This window comes from Sorangium sp. So ce117, assembly GCF_051524395.1.
In the GTDB taxonomy this organism is placed as follows: Bacteria; Myxococcota_A; Polyangia; order Polyangiales; family Polyangiaceae; genus Sorangium; species Sorangium cellulosum_B.
Map to the genome: position 1 here is coordinate 7,200,133 of NZ_CP150309.1, position 20,255 is coordinate 7,220,387.

General features: G+C 70.3%; 18 protein-coding genes and 1 tRNA gene. 7 read left to right on the top strand and 12 right to left on the bottom strand.

The genetic code is table 11. The annotated features are described in order from the left end of the window. The first annotated feature begins 63 nt into the window (after window positions 1-63). Together WMF46_RS26940 and WMF46_RS26945 are read left to right on the top strand one after the other, a co-directional pair. Window positions 64-1,005: an alpha/beta fold hydrolase gene (locus WMF46_RS26940; RefSeq protein ID WP_437979822.1), complete on the top strand. Its 942-nt coding sequence runs from the start codon at window positions 64-66 to the stop codon at window positions 1,003-1,005. A gap of 48 nt (window positions 1,006-1,053) precedes the next feature. After that, window positions 1,054-1,125: transfer RNA gene (locus WMF46_RS26945), tRNA-Thr, on the top strand. A 420-nt stretch (window positions 1,126-1,545) separates the two neighbouring features. Here WMF46_RS26945 and WMF46_RS26950 read toward each other — a convergent pair. The 11 genes from WMF46_RS26950 to WMF46_RS27000 all read right to left on the bottom strand — a co-directional run bounded on the left by WMF46_RS26950 (window position 1,546) and on the right by WMF46_RS27000 (window position 14,004). Continuing rightward, window positions 1,546-2,577: a synaptic vesicle VAT-1 family membrane protein gene (locus tag WMF46_RS26950; protein WP_437979823.1), complete on the bottom strand. Its 1,032-nt coding sequence runs from the start codon at window positions 2,575-2,577 to the stop codon at window positions 1,546-1,548. A 190-nt stretch (window positions 2,578-2,767) separates the two neighbouring features. Then, window positions 2,768-3,553, bottom strand: a complete 786-nt coding sequence (locus WMF46_RS26955; protein WP_437979824.1) for an Imm49 family immunity protein — start codon at window positions 3,551-3,553, stop codon at window positions 2,768-2,770. 1 nt (window position 3,554) lies between these two features. Then, window positions 3,555-4,136, bottom strand: coding sequence for an imm11 family protein (locus WMF46_RS26960; protein ID WP_437979825.1), 582 nt, complete (start codon window positions 4,134-4,136; stop codon window positions 3,555-3,557). Between the two features lie 22 nt (window positions 4,137-4,158). Then, window positions 4,159-4,860 carry a hypothetical protein gene (locus tag WMF46_RS26965; RefSeq protein ID WP_437979826.1) on the bottom strand — a complete coding sequence of 234 codons (702 nt, stop codon included), beginning with the start codon at window positions 4,858-4,860 and terminating at the stop codon, window positions 4,159-4,161. Beyond that, complete coding sequence (locus WMF46_RS26970; protein WP_437979827.1) at window positions 4,853-5,950, bottom strand: hypothetical protein; 1,098 nt, start codon at window positions 5,948-5,950, stop codon at window positions 4,853-4,855. Before WMF46_RS26970 ends, WMF46_RS26965 begins: the two co-directional genes overlap by 8 nt. After that, on the bottom strand, window positions 5,940-6,407 hold the full coding sequence (locus tag WMF46_RS26975) for a DUF4150 domain-containing protein (RefSeq protein ID WP_437707697.1): 468 nt from the start codon (window positions 6,405-6,407) through the stop codon (window positions 5,940-5,942). The genes WMF46_RS26970 and WMF46_RS26975 overlap by 11 nt, the downstream gene beginning before the upstream one ends. Window positions 6,408-6,415: 8 nt before the next feature. Beyond that, window positions 6,416-7,585, bottom strand: coding sequence for a DUF2169 family type VI secretion system accessory protein (locus WMF46_RS26980; protein WP_437979828.1), 1,170 nt, complete (start codon window positions 7,583-7,585; stop codon window positions 6,416-6,418). Between the two features lie 113 nt (window positions 7,586-7,698). Next, window positions 7,699-8,928: a TIGR02270 family protein gene (locus WMF46_RS26985; protein WP_437979829.1), complete on the bottom strand. Its 1,230-nt coding sequence runs from the start codon at window positions 8,926-8,928 to the stop codon at window positions 7,699-7,701. Next, window positions 8,925-9,407 carry a DUF6484 domain-containing protein gene (locus tag WMF46_RS26990; protein ID WP_437719592.1) on the bottom strand — a complete coding sequence of 161 codons (483 nt, stop codon included), beginning with the start codon at window positions 9,405-9,407 and terminating at the stop codon, window positions 8,925-8,927. The genes WMF46_RS26985 and WMF46_RS26990 overlap by 4 nt, the downstream gene beginning before the upstream one ends. 216 nt (window positions 9,408-9,623) lie before the next feature. Next, the gene (locus WMF46_RS26995) at window positions 9,624-11,810 is read right to left on the bottom strand and encodes a type VI secretion system Vgr family protein (RefSeq protein WP_437979830.1); all 2,187 of its coding nucleotides are present in this window, start codon (window positions 11,808-11,810) and stop codon (window positions 9,624-9,626) included. Between the two features lie 202 nt (window positions 11,811-12,012). Then, window positions 12,013-14,004, bottom strand: a complete 1,992-nt coding sequence (locus WMF46_RS27000; protein ID WP_437979831.1) for a DUF2169 domain-containing protein — start codon at window positions 14,002-14,004, stop codon at window positions 12,013-12,015. Between the two features lie 354 nt (window positions 14,005-14,358). Here WMF46_RS27000 and WMF46_RS27005 point away from each other — a divergent pair, with 354 nt between their 5' ends. The 3 genes from WMF46_RS27005 to WMF46_RS27015 all read left to right on the top strand — a co-directional run bounded on the left by WMF46_RS27005 (window position 14,359) and on the right by WMF46_RS27015 (window position 17,924). Continuing rightward, entirely contained in the window at window positions 14,359-16,410 is a 2,052-nt protein-coding gene (locus tag WMF46_RS27005; protein ID WP_437979832.1) for a B12-binding domain-containing radical SAM protein, read from the top strand. Window positions 16,411-16,792: 382 nt separating this feature from the next. Further along, complete coding sequence (locus WMF46_RS27010; protein ID WP_437979833.1) at window positions 16,793-17,227, top strand: hypothetical protein; 435 nt, start codon at window positions 16,793-16,795, stop codon at window positions 17,225-17,227. 112 nt (window positions 17,228-17,339) lie between these two features. Further along, complete coding sequence (locus WMF46_RS27015; RefSeq protein WP_437979834.1) at window positions 17,340-17,924, top strand: Uma2 family endonuclease; 585 nt, start codon at window positions 17,340-17,342, stop codon at window positions 17,922-17,924. 46 nt (window positions 17,925-17,970) lie between these two features. Here the strand turns inward: WMF46_RS27015 and WMF46_RS27020 are convergent, their stop codons facing one another. Continuing rightward, the gene (locus WMF46_RS27020) at window positions 17,971-19,278 is read right to left on the bottom strand and encodes a DUF362 domain-containing protein (RefSeq protein ID WP_437979835.1); all 1,308 of its coding nucleotides are present in this window, start codon (window positions 19,276-19,278) and stop codon (window positions 17,971-17,973) included. A gap of 430 nt (window positions 19,279-19,708) precedes the next feature. Between WMF46_RS27020 and WMF46_RS27025 the strand changes: the two genes are divergently transcribed. Together WMF46_RS27025 and WMF46_RS27030 are read left to right on the top strand one after the other, a co-directional pair. Then, window positions 19,709-19,873: a DUF1328 family protein gene (locus tag WMF46_RS27025; RefSeq protein WP_012237660.1), complete on the top strand. Its 165-nt coding sequence runs from the start codon at window positions 19,709-19,711 to the stop codon at window positions 19,871-19,873. Between the two features lie 54 nt (window positions 19,874-19,927). Then, on the top strand, window positions 19,928-20,254 hold the full coding sequence (locus tag WMF46_RS27030) for a hypothetical protein (RefSeq protein WP_437979836.1): 327 nt from the start codon (window positions 19,928-19,930) through the stop codon (window positions 20,252-20,254). Window position 20,255 lies beyond the last annotated feature (1 nt).

Genomic DNA, 20,255 nt, shown 5'->3' on the forward strand with positions numbered 1-20,255 from the left:
CGGAGGGCTGACGGGAGATCTGCAGACGGGAGCGCGCGCGTGGTGCGTAGGTCGTCGGAATTTTTGAACACCAACGGGTTGGAGCTCTGCGTCCATCGCTTCCGCGACGACCACGCGCGGCCGACGGGCCTCACGCTGCTGCTGCTCCACGGCTTCCTCGACGCCGGGAGCACGTGGGACCTCGTGGCCGGGCCGCTCGCGCGGGCGGGGCACGACGTCGTCGCGCCAGACCTGCGCGGGTTCGGCCGGAGCGCCCGCGTCGGACCGGGCAGCTACTACTACTTCCCCGACTACATCGCCGACGTGGCGGCGCTCGTGGACGCGCTCGCGCCGGCGCGCCTCGGCGTGGTGGGCCACTCGATGGGCGGCGCGGTCGCCGTGTACTACGCGGGCGCGTGCCCCGGCCGCGTAGAGCGCCTGGCGCTGCTCGAAGGCATGGGGCCACCGGCGAGCGGGCCCGAGGTCGCCGTGGTGCGCGTCGAGGCGTGGCTGCGCCAGATGGCGGAGCTCGATCGCGCGCCGCGGAAGCTCTCGTCGATGCAGGACGCGGTCGCGCGGCTCGTGGCGAACCACCCGCGCGTGCCGCGCGAGGTGCTCGCGACGCGCGCGCCGCTGCTCACGCGGGAAGAGCCGGACGGCGGGCTCGCGTGGGCGTACGATCCGATGCACCGGACGACGTCGCCGCTGCTGTTCCAGGTGGAGGCGTTCATGACGTTCCTGGAGCGCATCGCCTGCCCGACGCTGCTCGTGAGCGGCGGGCCGACCGGGTGGCACCCGGAGGACGAAGCGGAGCGGGTGGCGAGGCTCAAACGCGCGGAGCACGTCGAGCTGCCGGAGGCCGGGCACATGATGCACTGGTCGGCGGCGGCGGAGCTGGCGGAGCGGCTGGGCGAGTTCTTCGCCGCGGGAGGAGACGCCGGGGACGCGGCGGGCGAGGGAACCGGGAAAGCAGCCGAAGCAGCGAGCGAAACCGCGTCGCTCGAGGACGGAAATAAAAGAGCTTGACTCGGCAGGCCGAGTGGGTAATCTGCGCGCCTCCTCAACGAGAGGCGTGCCACCTTAGCTCAGTGGTAGAGCAACGGTTTCGTAAACCGTAGGTCTCGGGTTCAAGTCCCGAAGGTGGCTCAAAGTGAATGCCAGCGTGTTCGCTCACCTGTGGGTGAGCAGGAGGCCGCTGGCCCTGGTGGTCTGAGCAACGCGACGAGCTCTGTCGCTGGGGAGCTCGTGAACCCGGGATCTGCGGTTTACGAAACCGTTGCTCTATCGGCCGGCGTTGCAGCTAGCGCGCCTCTCCTGGGCGCGCTGGTGCAGTCGCTTCTTGTCGACGTCGAGCCCCCCTGCGGACGTCGCATCCCGGCGGTGACGTACCGACGGCAACATCGAGGTAGCCGTCGTATCTCGATACCCTCGGGGTTGGATTTCATCTCTCCCGACTCTACCGACAGGAGTCGACACCCGCCGGGTTGAATTTCAATCCTCCCTGGAACTTCTCGACACCCTCGGGATTGATTTTCAATCGTCCCGCCCGCCGCCGGCGTCCCCGCCTTACAGCGTGAGCACCAGCTTGCCCACCGTGCTGCCCGATTCGATCGCCCGGTGAGCCTCGCCTGCGCTCTCCAGCGGAAACGTCTTCACCGGCGGCGCCGAGAGGCGCCCCTCCTCCACCCAGCCGATGAGCCGATCCATGGCCTCGCGCAGGATCTCCGTCCTGTGGAAGAGATACGAGAGGTTGAAGGCCAGCACGCTCTTGTTGTCGTTGCAGAGATCGAGCGGGTTGAAGCGCGGCATCCGGAGGAAGTCGACAGCGAGCTTCGGGTAGCTCGGGCGGCCGCCCTGCCGCGGCAGCATCGTGTGGAAGCCGTACACGACGAGCTTGCCGGCCGAGGCCACGTGCCTGTAGCTCTGCCGCAGCGTCTCGACCCCGTTCGCGTCGAGGATCACGTCGTAGCCCTCGGGCGCGAGCCGCTCCGCCGCCGCCCAGAGCGGCTCGCTGCTCTTGTCGATCACCGCGTCTGCGCCGAGGCGCCTCGCCGCCTCGACCTTGTGCGCCGCGCCCACCACGCCGACCACCCGGCAGCCCGCGATCTTGCCGAGCTGGACGAGCGCGCTGCCGACGCCGCCAGCGGCCGAGTGCACCAGCAAGGACATGCCCGGCCGCAGCCGCACGAGCTCGAAGAGCGCGTAGTACGCCGTCATGAACACCGCGGGGAAGCCGGCCGCCTCCTCCGGCGTGAGCCGCGCCGGCAGCGGGAAGACCTGGTGGCGCGGCACCGCGACGCGCGAGGCGTAACCACCGAAGCGCGTCACGCCGAAGACGGGCGCCCCCGGCGCGAGATCGGAGGCGCCCTGGCCGAGCGCGGCGACGGTGCCGGCAAACTCGAAGCCGGGCGTGATCGGCCAGCCGACGTACTTCTTCGCCGACTCGTAAAGGCCCATGCGGACGACGCAGTCGGCGTAGTTGACGCCAGCCGCCCGCACGTCGACGAGCACCTCGCCGCGCGCGGGGGCCGGATCGGGGTGCTCCTCGACGCGGAGCTTGTCGTGGCTGCCGGGCTCGTGGACGACGATCTTGCGCATGGGCGCCTTGTGTAAAGGATCGACGCCGGAGAAGCATCCGCCGAAGGGGCTCGTGCCGGTTCATCCGCAGGAGCCCGCCGGACGGGTCTCGCCTGCTCCTCCTCTTTCAGATCGAGGCGCATGATCGCCCCGTCAGCTCCTGGGGCCCCGACGCCCCCTCGTTGCTTCAGGACAGGAAGCGACGTGAGCGTCACGGTCCGCCCTGCTCGAGCTCGTCGAAGATGTCCTCCGGCTGCGGGCTGACCGACACGGCGCGCGCGGCGTACGGGCAGCGCGGGTACTCGCGCCGGCGCGGGCCCAGCCCGCGCAGCTCGGCGAGCCGCAGCAGCGCGAGGCCCTCGACGAAGACGCTGGTCCGCGGAGCGAAGGTGACATCGTCGGAGAACATCGTCTTGGCGAGGTCCACGCGGTCGTTGCGGTCGTCGACCAGCGCGGAGAAGGCAGCCTCGAAGGCGTCGGCGTCGCTGGCCTCGAAGGCCTCCACGACGGCGAGCCTCGGAGAGGGGCCCCCTTGGGCGGACTTCATCTGCTCGACGAGCGGCGCCGTCGGGCCCGCGCCCCGGAGCAACAGGTGCAGGAAGCGGAAGTAGGCGAAGTCCTCCTCGTACTCGCCCTCCGGGATCCACGCCGTCGGAGAGAGACTGCCAATCTCGTCCGCGAGCGCTAGCGCGCCGGCGGCGATCGCGCAGAAGAACGAGTCGCACCGGCTGCGCGCCAGGTGGTGATCGTCGTCGTTCTTCTCGGCGGCGCTGCGCCGGAGGAAGCGGCGCCTGGCATAGCCCGCCCACACCAGATCTCGGTGGAAGCGCGCCGGATCCATCTCGAGGAGCAGCTTGCAGCAGCCGAGGGCCTCGAGGCCGCGCGCCGCGTCCTCGTAGGCGTCCCCCAGCTCCCTCACCGGGTGGCCGGCGCCGAGGAGCTCGAGGCTCTCCTCGAGCTCCTCGATGACGTCCTCTTTGATGTCGCGCAGGCTCAAGCTACTCCCTGTACTTGTCGATCTCGGTGAAGCTCACGCCCGTGAACTTGCCGCCCTCGATGGCCTCGGCCAGATCCCGGCGCACCACCACCGCGTTCTCCAGGTACTTGGGCCGGAAGAGGAGGAGATCCTCCGGGATGGCCTTCTGCTTGAAGACGAGCCGCTTGACGATCGCGATGAGGGTGGGGTCGATCTCGTTGAACTCGATCTTCGAGGCGTCCTGGTCGATGCAGTCCACGATCTCGATCGGGTTCACGATGTGGTACTTCTGGCCGCAGTCCCGCTGCTTGTGATCGATGAGGGCGACGGGCAAGTACTCGACGGATCGCGGCGAGCGGGCCTCGATGACCTCCTTGAGGCGGGCGGAGACCACGACCATCCCCTCCAGGTTTTGGAGGCTGTCGGGCAGGGCCACCTGTTTGGGGAAGCGCTTATCCATCTCGAAGCGGGCGTCCTCGGGAAAGCCTTTGGCTCGGGAGATGCCACGCTTGATCTCGTACTGGTCAGGAACGTTCTTGAGCCCATTGGCGACGCAGAGCTTGCTGCCGGACTCGGACTCCCAGATAACGAATCCATTGCTCATGTGGTCTGTCTCCTCATCTCCCTCAGCGCAGCTTCGCGAAGAGGCCCGTCGCTACCTTGCCTGGGGCGCCGGGATGCCGGTGCCTGGGCTTCTTCCCCATCGAGAACGGGTGATACCACGTCTTTTCGTACTCTTCTTTGAACCGATTCGGCCAGGCGACCAGCTTGCCGGGCTCGCGCGTCCCGCGCTCTTCCAATTCCTCGCGGAAGTGCTTCTCGCCTTTCACGAACTGGCGCTTGATCTTGGCCGCGTCAACGGCGTGTTGCTTCTTCGCGGCGCTAAGCGTGTCCCAGAGGTTCTTCTGCAGCCACTTGCTCACCTCTTTCGTGTAGCCGTCGGAGGTGTTGTGATCGACCTGGTGCGAGGGGACGTCGAGGGGTGTCCACCGGCTCGTGTCCGACGTGCTCGCCCAGTCGACCCGGAAGCGCCGGTTCCTGGGGAGCCCGATGAGGTTGTTCGCGTTGTTGATGTCCCAGTCGGTGATCCAGATGCAATCCTCGATGTAATCCCTGGTGGGATCGTCCTTGTAATACCCGAAGCGTGTCTCGATGGAGTGCTCGCACAAGATGTGGTGCACCTCGAATCTGTGCCTCTTGTCCTTGTACGGTCTCCTGTTGATGTATCCGGTATTGCAGGCCGACGCGTAGTCGCTCTTCTTCTTGTCCAGGTTCGAGGCGTGGTTCTCGTCCGACTTCGTGAAGTGCTCGCTCTCACCCTCAGCCATGGCTATCCCTCGCTCCCCTCGCCGCGGCGGCCGCCCGCGGCCTCTCGATGACCAAGGCGAGGCGCTCCGGCCCCTCGCCGCTCGCGATCACCAGCGCCCGATCGCCCACCGCGTAGCCGCGGGCGAACGCGCGCGTCGCCAGCCCGGCGGCCAGAATCGACGAGGCGACCCCGGTGTCCCCGAAGCTCGCCGCCGGCATCTCCTGCGCCCAGCCGTCCAGAGGGCCTACGCACTGCGCCCGCATCAGGGCCATCCCCCAGTCGGCGGCGCGGAACTCCTCTCCGTTGAGATCCAGATAGAGCGTGCCGCGATCGCCCTGCCCGAGCGTGGCGCGCAGCAGGCGCGCGAGCGCGCCGCCCGTGAGGGGCCTGTCGGCGGCGTGGTTGTTCTCCTCGATCTCCTCGCGCACATCGGTGAGGAGCGCGTCCGGCGCCCGGCGCCCCCCCCCGGCGGAGCCCGGGCGCTCCAGCAGGAGGAACACGGCGGCCTCGCCGGGGGTGAAGCCGACCGGGTTGTTGAGCGTCTTGAGCCTGCCAAGGTCGGCGCTCTGCTGGAGGCGGACCGCGTCGACCCAGCTGTCGCAGGCGCCCACGACGGCGTGCTCGCAGCGGCCAGCCCGCAGCGCCTCGGCGGCCTCGCGGAGCGCGCGGACCGTGCCGTGGTGCCCGAGGGCATGGACGTGCACGAGATCCGCGGGGGCTCCCAACGAGCGGGCAAGGCTCCTGCCCACCAGGCACGCATCGTCCTCGGTCATGGCCGGCAGGGCCAGGAAGCACTGCATTCGTCGTGGATTGATCCAGTCGGCGGCGGAGGCCAGCTCCTCGACGGCGAGCGCGCTCATGCGGCCGAGCCGCCCCGCGCCCTCGAAGCCGTCGGTGACGCCGACGATGGGCGCCCCCGCGGCCGGCATGGTCTCCTTCGAGTCGTCATCGACGTAGGTCAGGTCCGGTAGGTCGCGTGCGCGCGATAGACCCGCGCGCGCGGCCGCCGCGGCGGTGGTCATGCCGCCGAAGCAGGTGGCGGCGCCGAGCGCGGAAATCGCCAGCGGTCCGGGCCAGGGCGCGGCGCCGGCGGAGCGATCAGTACTCATGGTCGCAGACGGCGCAGAGGCGCTTGGCCCCCTCGCCCGTCTCGATCACGATGACCGGCCCCTGCATCACCGGAAACGGCGGCGTGTTCTTGTCGTTGTGGAGCATCATGTCCATCGCGCGCGCCACCCCCTTGCCCTCGAACTTCACGTCGAACGAGTAATTGACGAACTCCGCCTTGCCCTTGATCTTGTTCGATGCGACGCCGCCGCCCGCGCTCCCCGCCTCGTCCCCGCTGCTCATGCTGAAGTTGGACTTGGCGATGCAAACGGGGTTGCCGTCGCACTTCACCTTCTGCGTCCCGCTCGCGGTGTCGCTCGACATCGCGATGTTCGGGTAAGGGATCGGCACCGGCCCGCCCGGCGTCGGCGTCTTGCACACGTCCGGGAACGCCTGGGTGATCCCGCTCGAGCTCGCGTGGACCACCGACATGCCGTTGACTCCCACCGTTACCGGCATCGCTCACCTCATCTCGCCGTCGCGGCCGCTCTCGGCGGCTGCCATTGTAGCCCAGGCGCCTCGATCGCTATCGCCTTCACGTCGTGCGGCCCGTTCCGCAGCGGGACGTGCCCGCGCCACGTCAGGTACACGCGTTCGTCGTCGGTGTTCACCACCACGGTGTCGAGCCGGGTCTCCACGATCGCGTCCTCGCGCCGCGCGATCACCACGCGGCACACAGGCCGCGGCGCGCCCGGGAGGCGGAGCGACAAGCTCCCGAACGGCGACGCGCCCACCACCGCCACCTGCTCGTCGCCGCGCAGGAAGCCGGGCGCGACGAGGCCCGGCGCCGCGGCGTTGAAGAAGCGGCGATCGAAGTCGCGCGGCAGGAGCGGCATCCGCTCCTTCATCCACGCTTCGTCGTAGGTGCCGCCGAGCAGGACGCGAGGGTGCCAGTTGGCGGAGGTGAAGCCGAATCCGACGGGCGTCACCGCCTGTCCCAAGCTGCGGATGGGGTGCGCGGGATCTTCGATGTTGGGGAGGCGAACGCCCTCCTGGAACGAGCCGTTGCGCGAGCGGAAGCCCGTGCCCACGGGGTTTCTCGGCTCGTACGCGGGGCGCTCGGGCGTGCCCGCGGTGGGATCCCAGCCGCCGAAGGCGCGCTCCCACGTGAGCGGGATCTTCTCGAAGGGCTGCGGGCGGGTCATCACCGCGTCGCCGCCCCTCGGCGTCCACACGCGATCGCCGAAGACCCTCGCGGAGCGCGAGACGGGGCCGACCTGGAAGCCGACATCCATCTCGGTGATCCCCGCGCGCGACGCGTACGCGTGCCCGATGAGCACCACGTCGGTCGCGAGCTTGACGAACGCCATCTCGGGCTCGAGCTTCCAGCTCGAGGTCGCCGCGTCGCCGCCCCACAGCTCGCCGGCGACGCACACCGGAGCCTGCTTCTCGGCGATCTCGAGGCGGCGACCGACGATATCGTAGGTCGCGCGAATCACGGTCACGAGCAGCGGGCGCGCCTCTTCGTCGGTGAGGTACACCGGCTCGAACGCGAACGGCGTGCGGTTGTCGATGCTCGGGTGCCCCATGGCCGCCTCACCGAGGAGAGCGCGGATCGTTCGCGGGAGCAAGCCGATGCTCGGGTGCTCTCGGCCGAGGGAATCGGACTCCACGCCCGCGCGTCCCAAGCCGGACATTCACGCGAACATTGCAATGAGCTTGTTCTTCTCGGTTGCGTTCCTGGTTGCGCTGATCGCGTGTCGTGATCGACGTGCGCCTGCGCTCGGCCCCGCTCCGAAGAGGCACCCTTTCACCGCGCGGGCGCCCTCACCTCGACCACCTCCCGCCGCGCCCGCCGCAACGAAAGCTCCACCGCCGCCGCCACCCGCGCCGGCTGGCTCCCCCTCTGCAGCACCTCCCCAATCCACTCCACCGTCATTGGCCGCCCCAGCAGGTGCCGCGTCCCCCGCTTCAGCTCCTTCCCCCGACTCCCCCACCACGTCGCGACCTTCTCCCTGTCCGGCCACGGCAGGCTCTCGTCCGGATCCATGGCCACGTCGTCGTCCTCCGGATCGTCGTTCGGCCCGACCTGAAACCCCGGCGGCCGTGCCCCCCGCAGCTTCGCCTCCTCGAGGCTCACCCCGGTGATCAGGGTGAACGCCCCGCCCGCCGCCCGCGCGAGCTCCGGCGTCCCCATGCACTCGATGATCCACGGCATGAGCGCCGGATCCCCGAGCGCCGCCGCCCCCGCGAGCGCCACGCGCGCGCCGCGCATCGTCCCGGCGATCCCGCGCAGCCAGTTGGAGGACGCCGTCCCCGGCTCCATCCGCCGCATCGCCATCGCGCAAGCCCGCTCCGCGAACGGCCCGCCACGATCCGCGATGGCCCCGAGCGCCTTCAGCGCCGCCGCATCGCCGAGCAGCGCCGCCGACCACGCCGCCGCGAACCGACACGCCTCATCCTCGCTGCCTAGCTCTGCCCGCACCTCATTCAGCAGATCGCCCCGCCCGAGCTCGCCCACGGCGCGCAGCGCCCGCGCCTTCAAGCGCGCATCGCGCGACATCACGGCGTAGCCCAAGGCCCCCCCCGGATCCTGCCGGTGGACCGCGCACGCCGCGATCCCGATGCGGTGCAGCTCCGGCCCGACCCGGTGCGAGAGCAGCCCCGGGAGTATCGCCCGAACCTTCGAGAACGACGCCCACCCCAGCGCCGACACAATCGCCCGCGCCAGCGCCGGCACGCCCCCGCCCACGTCGAGTACCCCGGCGATGCCTCTCAGATCCGTCCGCTCCACCGCCAGCACCATCGGCGCAAACAGGCTTCCCGGCTCCTCCTCGTCGATGGCGTTCTTGCAAATCTCCCACCCTGCATCGCCAGCGAGCCGCAGGCCGTCGACATGCGCCTCCAGCCGCACGTCCAGCTCACCGAGGCGCTGCACATCGTAGAGCGGGTCCACCGCCGCGGCGTCCCGGTACGACCACAGGAACGCCGCCTCGAAGGCGTGCTGCTCGAAGGTCTCGGCCTCGATCGTCGAGATCAATTGATCTGCACCGATCCACCCTGGATCCGGTTCACGCCGGAGGACCGGGTCAGCAGATAAGCGCCCCGAATCAAGATCTTCCCAGCGCGCGTCAGCGTGATGCTGGCCTTCCCGCACTGGAGCACGATCTCCTTCTCCGCGGTGAACACCAGCCGCTCGCCGTCCGAGGTCGCCGTCGCTCCGTCGCGCACCGCCGCGCTCGCGCTCTCCCCGGCCACGTGCATCCGCCCCATCACCACCGGCCTGTCGCGCCGCCCGCCTTCGAACAGGAGCGCGACCTCCCGCCCCTCGTCCTCCGGTCCGAGCGCCGTCATCGCCCGCGCCGGGATCCCCCCACGCGCTCCCTCTCCCAGGACAGCCGCCTCGACGAGCGGATCGCCGTTCTGCCCGAACCCCACGATCCGCCCCACCACGACGCCCTCGATCGGCCCGGCCTCCTCGGCTGCCGCTCGAACGCGCTCCTCGTGCGCTGCGACCACCAGCTCGAGGAGCCCCTCCGCGCCCTCGAGCGCTCCCGCTTCTCCCCCGCCCTCGCCCGCCACCTCCCCGCCGGCGCCCGCCGCCTCCCCTTCCCCGTCCTCGATCAGGATCACCTCGCCGCTCGACTCCGCCGCCGGAGCCCGCCCGTCGTCCCTCATCGCCCTGCTCCTCTGCTCCCCCCTGATCCCGAAGCGCCCGCGATCCCCCGCTCCGCCTCAGTTCACCCCCACGTTGCTCCCCTTGATCTTGACGTTCCCCGAAGCCTCGACGTTCACCGCCCCCTCGCTCTTCACGTCGAGCTTCTTCCCCTCGACACGGACCGGCCCCTCGCCCTTCACCGTGATCTTCTTCCCCTGCACCATCACGTTCCCGTTCTTCTCGATCGTGATCGTGGCGTCCCCGCATTGGATCGAGAGCTTCTCCCCGATGATCATCGTCTTCTTCTCCTGCACCTCCTCCTTCGCGCTCTTCTTGATCGTCACCGTCATGTCCTTGCCCACGGTCAACGAGTACTCCTCGTCCACGCGGGTCGATTTGCCCTTGGAGACGCTCTCCGAGCTCGATCCGCCCACCGTTTCGCTCTTGTTCTTGCTGATCGACACGCTCTGGGCCTTGCCCACGTCGATCGACTGGCTTCCCCCGACCGACTCGGTGTGATCCCCCTCCACGCTGACCGACTGGCTCCCCTCGACCGACTCGGTGTGATTCCCGTCCACGCTGACCGACCGATTCCCGCCGACCGAGAGGGTCTCGTCCTCGCCGATGCTCTCCGTGTGGTTCTTCGCGACGTCGATGCTCTTGTTGCCGCCGATCTGCTCGCTCTGGTCGTTCCCCACCACCTTGCTCCGGTCGTGGTCCACCTCGAGCGCCTCGTCGTTCCCGATCCACTGCTTCTTGTCGTGCTCGATCGCGATGTTCCAGTCCTTCTGACCGTGCAGGAAGATCTCCTCCGAGCCCTTCTTGTCCTCGAACCGGAGCTCGTTGGACCCCCCGCCGCCCTTCGAGCTGTTCGACTTGATGGTGCTCTTCGTCTTCTCCGCAGGGAGCGCGTACGGCGGCACGTTGGTGCCATGGTAGACGCTCCCCACCACGAGCGGCCGGTCCGGATCGCCCTCCAGGAAGTCGACAACCACCTCGTGGCCGATCCGCGGCAGGAACACCGCGCCCCACGCAGAGCCCGCCCAGATCTGGCTCACGCGGATCCAGCACGAGCTCTGCGCGTCCTTCTTGCCCTCCCGATCCCAGTGAAACTGGACCTTGATGCGGCCATGCTCGTCCGTATAGACCTCCTCGCCAGCAGGGCCGACCACGATCGCGGTCTGGATCCCCTTGATCGTCGGCCAGGGCGTCACCGACTGCGGACGGAAGGGGACGTCGGACGGCACGACCTGGAACTCGTTCCGGTAGGCCGCGGCGTCGCCCTCGGGGACAGCGTCCACCGTGGGCTCGTGGCCCTCATGGCGCACGGACACCAGCAGATACTCCCGGTTGAAATCGTCGCGCGCGTGCTCTGCGAGCGTGAAGGTCTGGCCAGGAACGAAGCGCGGGCAGACGCTCTCGCCGCTGCCGGTCTTGCGTGAGGTCTGGATCTGCTCGAGCCGGATCTTGGCGATGCTCGATCCCGCGCCGGGCGCGTCGTAATCCCCGGGATAGTCGTAGACCTCGAGATCGTCGTCCGCCTCGGCCTGGGCGTTGCTCTCGAGCGACAGGCCGGGCTTCTTGAAGTTGTAGTCGCGCAGCGTCACCTTCCCGGAGCGCACCCGCTCGGCATAACGGAAGCGGGAGACGTGCTCGCTCTGGTGGAGCGCGCCGAGCGGCGGCCGGAACACGACGGTGCTCTCCCCCGCGATCGGCCCGTGCCCCGACGCACCGTCAGAGAACACGAGCACGTGGCCGCCCTCGTCGTGCTCGAAGAAATAACAGATGCCCTCCTCCTCGAGCAGGCGCGACAGGAAGGCGAAGTCGCTCTCCCGGTACTGCACGCAGTACTCCCGCGGACGATATGCGCCGCTCAGCACGAAGCGATAGCCCTTGCTCGCGATCCCGGCCGCGCGCAGGACCTTCTCGATGATCTCCGGGGTGGAGAGCGCCTGGAAGATTCGGCTGTTCCTGCGGTGCTTGAGGCGGGAGACATCGGGCACGATCGTGGCGTGATAGGCCGTGACCCGCTTGCCCTCCTCACCTTGCTCGAAGCTCGCGACGACACCGTGAAGGTGCCTCGGCAGCTCGCCGATCTGCCAGGTGAGCAGCGCCGTCTTGCCCACGACGTCCGCGAACGCGATGTCCCTGTCCGCGCAAGCGACGAGCACATCGAAGTGGAAGAGCTCGGAGATGCCCTCGCGCCCCTCGAACCGCGTCACTCGGAGCTCCTGCTCCAGTCCGTCGACCTGAAACGAGTGCATGGACTCTCCCCTGTTCAGAGCGCGTGCGCGGACAGACCGCGGGCAGCATTCAACCGGAGTCATCCTACATGCTGCGACCGCTCGACCGCAATGGACGGTTGAGCTCGATGCCTGTGAGGCGCGTCGGGACAACCGAACGCGGCGTCGGCGCGGCCGGCGGGCGCGCGCCGGAGCGGCGCGGCCTCGGCAGTCCCCGGGGGTGCTAGCCGTGAAGCAGCCCTGCCTCGGCCATCGCGGCAAGGAACTGAGCGCCGAGCGCCTCCGGCAAAGCGCCCGCATCGCCGAGGCTCCGCGGATGCACGATGGGCGGCGCCGCATGGACCTGCGCGGTGACGAGAGGCGCTGGCGAGAGAAGCGAAGGGGGCGCTGGAGGCGCGCTGGATGACGCTGCCTGGCGCGGAGGCGCGGCAGGGGCGGCGACCGGAACTCGGCGTGCGTCGAACGGCGTCGCGGCGGAGGCGATCGCCCTCGCCGCGTCCTCGGGCTCGAGCGAGGTCGTCTCCTCGAGCAGATCACGGACGCCGCCGGGCCGCGCGGGAGGGGCCGCAGCAGCTCGCGGGGCGGCGGCCAGCGGCGCCGTCGGCGCTGCCGAGCCCGCAGGTTCCGACGGTGTACGGCGCGCGTCGAACGGCGTCGCCACGGAAGCAACCGCCCTGGCCGCGTCCTCGGGATCGAGCGAGGTCGTCTCCCCGAGCAGATCGCGGACGCCGCCGGGCCGCGCGGGAGGGGCCGCGGCAACGCGCGGGGCGACGGCCGGCTGCGACGTCGCCGGCGTCGCAGAGCGCGCAGCCTCCGAAGGCCCTCGCGCTGCGCTGAACGGCATCGCCCCGGCGGCCACCAGCCTGGCCGCGTCCTCGGGATCGAGCGCGTCCGTCTCCCCGAGCAGATCGCGGACGCCGCCAGCCCGCGCCGGCTCGGCGGCAGCAGCCCGCGGGGCGACGGCCGGCTGCGACGTCGCCGGCGTCGCAGAGCGCGCAGGCTCCAAAGGCCCTCGCGCTGTGCTGAACGGCATCGCCCCGGCGGCCACCAGCCTGGCCGCGTCCTCGGGATCGAGCGCGTCCGTCTCCCCGAGCAGATCGCGGACGCCGCCGGGCCGCGCCGGCGCGGCGGCAGCAGCCTGCGGGGCGACGGCCGGCTGCGACGTCGCCGGCGTCGCAGAGCGCGCAGGCGCCGAAGGCCCTCGCGTTGCGCTGAACGGCGTCGCCGCCGCCGCGACCACCCTGGCCGCGTCCTCGGGGCTGAGCTGGTTGGTGCCGCCCAGCGTGATGGCCTTGGCGTTTTGCTGTGAGGCCAATCCAGAGGGCGCGGCGCGCGCAGCGGGCGCGCTGCCGGCGGCGAACGGATCGGCCCATGCGATCGGCTGCGCCGGGAGCTCCACGCCCGCGAGCACGCGCAGCGACTGGATCTCCACCTCCTCGACGGGCGTATGGCCTCGCCACACCACCGAGCAGCGCCGCCGATCCACGTCGACGTGCACCGTGTCGGCGCGGAGCGAGATTGGCTCCCCGGCGCGCGGCGCGGCAAGCTTCTGGCGGTACAGCCGCGCGACGCCGCGCGCCTCGGGCAGCTGCGTCCGGAGCTTCGGCCGCTGCGCGATCATGCCTCCGAGCACGATCCACTCGTCGCCCCGCAGCGCCGGGGTGCGCTGATCCATGGGCGCCGCCTGGAAGTAGCTCCAGTCGAGCCCCTCGGGGATGTCGAGCAGCGAGCCGTGAACGCGACGCGCGTCGACCGCGCCGAGCAGCCGGCTGCGCAGCGGCGACGTGCGGGGAAGCGGCCCCAGGCCGTCGATACGGACGTGGGAGCGGGCTGGCCCGACGCGCGCGGAGCCGTCGAGCTGAGCTTGCTTGTCGATGCGGACCTGGCCGTCCTGCACGACCGTGAGCCGGACCATGGCGTGCGGCGACGAGAAGCCCGGCGGCAGCTCTGCATGGCCGGTCACCACGACGCTGCACGGATCGAGGTACGGCGCGAGATCGCTCGCGATCTGGAGCCGCTGGCCAGAAGGATCCGGCTGCTCATCCGCCGCGATCGGGTCCGGGGCGACGGGCGACATGCGCCCCTCGGGGACGAGCGCGAACGTGGCCTTCACGACGACCGTGACATGGATCTGGCCGCGAAGGCGCCAGATGACCGTCGCGGCGGCGGAAGGGCCGAGGGGGGAGCTCGCAACGTGCCGCGTCGGTGGGGTCATCGAAGCCGGGACATCATGCCTCACGGCCATACCGGCATCTAGCGGGTTCGGCTGCGGTCGTTCGAGGCTCCAGAAGAGCCCTGTCGTCCAGCGCGACACACGGACTCGATGTTGCTCGGGTCGAGATACGTCAGCAGCCATCGGCGTCGGCTTGTTCGGGATTGGCAACGAGGGGGCAGTCGTCGTCCCCGTCGGGAATGCCGTCCTCGTCGGCGTCGAGTCGGCACGCACCCGCGATGCATCCGTCGCTCAGGGACCCGAACGGCGCGTCGCAGCAGGCGGCATCCGCCTTCCCGGGGATCGCGGCCAGGCGACCCCACGCTCCGCCCCCGGGTGTGCTAGACCGCCGCCCCGATGCGCATCGCGCTCGTTTACCCGCCGACCTGCGATCCCACGGCCCCGTACCTCGCGGTGCCGATGCTGACGGGCTTCCTCCGCGCGAACGGCGTGGAGGTCCTGCCCGTCGACGCGAACGTCGAGGCCTTCGACGCGCTCCTCACGGCGCAGCGCATGGCCGACCTCCGCGACCGCCTGGAGGCGCGCCTCGGCGAGCTCGACCGCCGCGCCTCGCTCCCGCACGCCGATCAGCTCGAGTACCTCGCCCTCGCCCGCGCGCGCGGCGACGCGCACGCCGTCCCGGATGCGGTGGACCTCGCCAAGGCCACGCTCCGCTCCCCTGACGCCTTCTACGATCCGGACGCCTACGCCCGCGCGGTCGCGACGCTCGACGCGGCGCTCGGCGTCGTGTCCGCCACGCACCACCCGCTCAAGCTCGACTTCACGGCGTACCGCACGCCGTTCGGCCTCACGTCGATGGACGAGATCGCCCGGTCGAGCCGGCCGGAGCACGACCCCTTCGACGCCTGGGTGCAGCAGACGCTCGTGCCCCGGCTCCGCGACGCGCGCGCCGACATCGTGGGCCTCTCCGTGTGCTTCCCCGGCCAGCTCCAGCCCGCGTACGCGTTCGCGCACAAGATCAAGGAGGCGCTGCCCGGCGCGCACGTCACGTGCGGCGGTCCCGGCGTCACGCAGCTGCTCCTCCGGCTGTCGGGAGAGCGGCTCGCGCGCGCGCTCGGCCCGTTCGACTCGGCGTGCCTGTTCGAGGGCGAGCACACCCTCCTCGGGCTCGCGCGCGCGCTCGACGAGGGCCGGCCGCTCCGGGACGTGCCGAACGTCGTCGCGCGCGATCGCCTGATGGGCGCGCGCTGGACGCCCGGTCACGGCATGGAGGACCTGAAGGCGCTCCCCGCGCCCGACTTCGATGGGCTCCCCCTCGAGGCGTACCTCGCGCCGGCGCTCGTGCTCCCGTACGACCCGACGCGGGGCTGCTACTGGGGCAAATGCACCTTCTGCCATTACGGGCTCGCGGAGGTCGGCACGGCGGCGTACCGCGAGCGCGCCGTCGAGAGCATCGTGGCGCACCTCGCGGCCCTCGGCGCGCGGCACGGCACGCGCCACTTCTACCTGTCGCAGGACTCGGTCGCGCCGAAGACGCTCGTGAAGATGGCGCAGGCGATCCTCGACGCCGGCCTCGACGTGCGGTGGGCCACCGACCTCAAGCCGGAGAAGTACCTGACCAGGGAGCGCGCGGACGTGCTGCGCCGCGCGGGCGCCGTCGCGTGCGCGCTCGGCGTCGAGTCCGGGTCGCCGCGCGTCCTCGGCCTCATCGACAAGGGCGCGCCCGTCGAGGTCGTCTCCGACGTCATCGACCACCTCGCGTCCGCGGGCGTGGCCGCCGAGGCGATGTGCTTCACGGACTTCCCCACCGAGACGCACGCCGAGGCCGTCGAGACGCTCGACTTCCTGCGCGCGCGGCGGGAGGCGCTCGCTGTCTACATCGTCGGCGAGTTCGGGCTGACGCACGGCTCGCTCGTCGCGCAGACCCCGGAGCGCTTCGGGATCGACGAGGTGTTCGCGCTCGAGGGCGACGAGCTCGGGCTCGGCCTGTTCTTCGTCCCGCGGGAGCCGTGGAAGACCGACGCCGAGCGCGCCGACGTCGACGCGCGGCTCTCCGACCTGTCGCGCGGCTGGACGTTGCGCAGCTACCCGTGGGCCGGCGCCGTGTCGACCGCGCACACGATCCTCCAGTACGACCGCTTCGGCCCCGGCGTCTTCCGCGATCGCGCGGCGCGCCGCCCCGACGACAGCATCCCCGGAGCCAGCACCATCGAGCGCGGGCTGCGCTTCGATCCGCGCGCCGCCGAGCACGCGGAGGCGCGCGAGGCGGAGATCTGGGCGACGCTCGTCCACGAGGAGCGGCGCGTGGGGCGCGACGCCTACGAGCAGCTCGCCCGGTCGTTATCGCCGCTCCGGCCGAGGCCGGTGCGCGTCAGGTTCGTCGCGGGCGCCGCGCCGGCGGTGACGTCGGGGCGACGGCCGTCGCACGCGACCAGCGCGGCACGCTGAGCCTCGGCCCGAACAGGAACGGCGATCGACGCACCACGCGATGGCTCGCCGTTGCGCGTCGAGGCGTGGATCTGCCGACGATGCATGGGTGGCTTGCTTGCCTGGCCGCGCGCCGCGGCGGCGATGTCGTCCGACGTGAGGTGAAAGCGGCCTATCGTCGCACACGCGATGAATCGCTGTATCAACGATGAATCAAATGGGCTTCCCACAAGCCTTCACGATCGGTTAAATTCCTTCGTTGGAGGTCCGTCGCCCCCGAGCCCCCGAGTCAGCGAAGCACAGGAGGAGGCTCCGGAAGTCGATAGGACATGCGCCTTCGGCGCGCTTTCTTGGGGAAGCCGCGTGCGGGTCGTCACGCGGTGGAGTTCAAAGGCATCAACGGATGAAAAGTTTCAACGCATTCGCAATCCTTGGTTCTGTGCTCGCGCTGGCGGGGTGCGTCGTCGACGTGGACTCCTCAACGGAGCTGGGGGAAGACGCGGAGGTCGACGAGCAGACCGCCGTCGCCGAGCAGGCGGTGACGAACGGCGCCGTGAACGCCGCCTGCGCCGAGTCCCTCACGCTCCGCTACCAGGCCGGCGGAGCGACGATCGGCACGATGTACAGCGGTCCGCTCAACGGCGTCTCGAAGTTCTACGTGCACTCGACGAGCGGGAGCTGGTCCTACGGCTACTCGTACTCGCTCGGCCAGTGGGGCTGGGCGATGACGTACTACCTGACGGCGAGCTACACGGAGCGGGGGGTACCGGGGCAGCTCGGCTATCATTACGCGTGTTATCGATCGGACGGCACGGCCATGGGCGGCGGCGTCGGCTGACCGGCGCGGCGGGTCGCGGGCGGCGCTCCTGGGGCCGCCCACCCGGCGCTATACCGCCGCCGCTCCGCTCCCGCCGGCGGCCTGCCTTCGGGAGGACATGGTAGAATCCGGCATGGCCCAGAAGGCGCCCCAGGCGAAGCTGTCCCCGGAGGAGTACCTCGCGCTCGAGCGCTCCTCCGAGGTGAAGCACGAGTACGCTGGCGGCGAGGTGTTCGCGATGTCGGGCGGCACGCGCGAGCACAGCCTCATCGCGGCCAACGTGGTGGGTGAGCTCCGCGGCGCGCTGCGAGCGCGTCCCTGCGAGGCGCACGCGTCCGACCTGCGGATCAAGAACGTGACGATGGGCCGCTACGTCTACCCGGACGCCTCGGTCGTCTGTGGCCAGCCCCTGTTCGAGGACGAACACCGCGACACCCTGCTCAACCCCACAGCCGTCTTCGAGGTGCTCTCCGACTCCTCGGAGAGCTACGACCGCGGCGGCAAATTCGCCCTGTATCGGGGCATTCCATCCATCGCCGATTACATCCTGCTGTCCCAGAAGCAGGTGGAGGCCGAGCACTTCCGGCGCCAGCCGGACGGAACGTGGCTGCTCCGCGTGCTCGGGCCGGGCGAGCGGCTCCAGATCGCGTCGATCGGCTGCGATCTGGCAGTGGACGAGCTCTACCTCAAGGTCTTCGCTCGGCCCACGGGCGGTTGAGCGGCTCTGCTCGGCGCTCGGCCGGCGCGGAGCCGCCGCTCCAGGACTACACCGCCGCCGCCCCGCCCCCGCCGGCCGCCTGCGCGCGCGCCCGCTTGCGGACCATGATCTCCGGCGACTCCGCGACCGCCATCCCCACGAGGCGCATGCCCTCCAGGAAGTGCTTTACCCCGCTCCGGACGAGCTCGTGGCTCGCCTCGCCGACCTCCGGGTAACCCTGCCCCGCCGCGTCGGGCTGCACCTTGCCCCAGTTCGCGAAGAGGCGCCCCCAGGGGCTCTCCAGCACGGGGGCCATCTTCTCCTTCGCGTAGCGCGGGTACCAGAACATGTCGTGATACGTGACGGACGCCACGTAGGCCCAGGGGGCGAGCCACGTCTTGAGCGACCACTCGATCGGCTTCTTCAGCGGACCCCAGTAGATGCGGTGCTGGTTGCGCGAGGCGAACGTCATCTCCTTGAACGGTCCATCGAAGTTCCACTGCTCGTTCGCCGCGTCCACGTCGCCCACGAGCTCGATGTCGCGCACGTCGCCCGTCCCGAGGCCGAGGTCGTGCGCCAGCCGCACGAACTTGAGATCGCGCAGCGGGTCGAACCCCATCAGCTTCGCCGCCACGGCGTCGATCGCCACCTGGTCCGAGGACGCGAGCAGCACGTTCTTCACGTGTGGCACCATGCAGCGCGGCCCCGGGCCGTCGCCCGCGAACGTCCCGTCCATCACCGCGAAGACCCCGCGGTGGATCTTCTTCTGGATCATCAGGAGATCCACGAGCGTCTCGTGGATCACCGGGTGCGTCCAGTGCCGGTGCTCGTTCAGGAGGCCGCCGAACGCGTTCTTCATCGCGCCCGTCGTCGTCGTGAAGATGTGGGTCTTCACCGTCGGCAGGTGGATGATGTTCTCCCCGATGAAGCGCTTCGGGATCGAGAACCCCTTCGGGTACACCTCGTTCAGACAGAGGAACTTCTTCCGCAGATCGCCGACCGCGTCCCCGATCGGGATCCACTCCTCCCCTTCGTAGAGGTGGACGTTGCGCAGGCCGTGCGCCTGCACGACGTCGATCTGCTTGTTCTCGCGCTCGCCGAGGTGGGCGTCGATGACGACCGTGCGGTTGTGGCAGGCGTGGATCAGGTCCTTCGAGTACCCGTCCTGCGTCATCGCCCGGATGACCCCCTCGAGCTGCCAGGGCGTCGTGGATGAGCTCGGGTAGAAGAAGTGCCAGGAGATGTTCACCTTGAGCGCCGTGTCGGCGTCCTTGGCGATCACATCCTGGTAACCGGCCAGGTTCATCAGCCGGTGGTAGTCCGAGAGCACCGTCGCAGGCGACGTGCGGATCACAGCGACCTTCGATTTCGGCATGGCCGGGTCCTTATAGCCCGTCCAGAGTCGCCCGTTCCGGGAAGTTGCAGGGCGTCCGCGTGGAGCCTCCGTGCAGGCGCCGTCGGCACCGAGCAGCGCGGCGCAGGGGCGCGCGCTTGCCCGACGCCCCTGTTCCGCGCTCCGCCCACGCGCAGGTCACCCTGTCACGATCGAGGCATCTTGCCCCAGACGTGAAGCGCAGCACGCGTGCCCGGACGGAAGCGGCTGGGCCGATCTCGGCGCTAGCCGCCTCGCGCCGCCGAGAACGCGCCGGCCGACAGCCTCTGCCGCCGGCCGGCACGGGGACTGCAATAGCCGGGGAGCAGCAGGGAACAGCAAGGAACCGCGGCGAACAGCCGCCATCAGGAACCACGTTGAGGTCGTCTCCACGAAACAACGGATCGACCCCTGACCCCCCTTGGAGGACATCATGCTCGGCTGGACTGTCACCTTCTTCATCATCGCGATCATCGCCGCAATCTTCGGCTTCGGCGGGATCGCCGCCAGCGCCGCGTCGATCGCGAAGATCCTGTTCGTCGCGTTCCTGGTGCTCGCCGTGATTTCGCTCGCGCTCGGGCGCCGCATGCCGGCATGATCCGGAGATAGGGTGGAGGCCATGAAGAATGCGTCGCAACCGAGGAACGGTACGTTGAACAGCACGTTGGACAGCACGTTGAACAGCGCGCCGAACATCGCGCCGAACGGTGAACCCTGGAAGCCCGGCGCGCCGCAGCCGGCGGCGAGCCCCCCCGACGAAACGCCTGCGACGCCAGCGACCCCCGGCTCGCCTGGCTCGCCCGGCCGTACGTCGCCGGACCGCGAGATCCAGCTCCCGGGGACGGCGCAGCCCGGAGGAGATCCGGGGACGAGGCACCAGCCCGAGGTGCCTGCGCCCGCGCACACGCAGGAGATCCCGGCGCCGCCGCCTCACGAGGTCCCCGGCCACGATTTCCCGCGCGCCCGGAGCGGTCCATAGG